The following is a 639-nucleotide window of genomic DNA, read 5'->3' as shown; positions in this document are numbered from 1 at the left end:
TTGATTTCGGCGATCACGCGGCCCGGGTTCGACGACAGCACGAGAATCCGGTCGCACATGAACACCGCTTCCTCGATGTTGTGCGTGACGATCAGCACCGACTTGATCGGCATGCGGCCTTGCGTCCACAGGTCGAGCAGGTCGGTACGCAGCGTTTCGGCCGTCAGCACGTCGAGCGCCGAGAACGGCTCGTCCATCAGCAGGATCGTCGGGTCGACGACGAGCGCGCGCGCGAAACCCACGCGCTGACGCATGCCGCCCGACAGCTCGCGCGGGTATGCGTTCTCGAAGCCGTCGAGACCGATCAGGTCGATCGCGGCGAGCGCGCGTTCGCGCCGCTCGCGCGCGCCGACGCCGAGCGCTTCCAGCCCGGCTTCCACGTTCTGCAGCACGGTCAGCCACGGAAACAGCGCGAAGGTCTGGAACACCATCGCGACGCCTTCGGCCGGGCCGGTCAGCGGCTTGCCGAGGTAGGTCACTTCACCGCCGGTCGGCTCGATCAGACCGGCGATGATCCGCAGCAGCGTGGATTTGCCCGAGCCCGAACGGCCGAGCAGCCCGACGATCTCGCCTTCGCGCAGCGACAGGTTCGCGTCGTCGAGCACGAGCAGTTCGCCCTGCGTCTTGTTGAAGCCGCGG

General features: G+C 67.4%; 1 protein-coding gene. It reads right to left on the bottom strand.

What is annotated here, in order from left to right:
* A partial coding sequence (locus tag WS45_RS27935) for an ABC transporter ATP-binding protein (protein ID WP_156437304.1) occupies positions 1–639 on the bottom strand: 639 nt, incomplete at both ends.

The sequence above is a fragment of the Burkholderia sp. RF2-non_BP3 genome, from assembly GCF_001522185.1.
In the GTDB taxonomy this organism is placed as follows: domain Bacteria; phylum Pseudomonadota; class Gammaproteobacteria; order Burkholderiales; family Burkholderiaceae; genus Burkholderia; species Burkholderia diffusa.
This window is presented reverse-complemented; position numbering and strand designations above follow the sequence as displayed.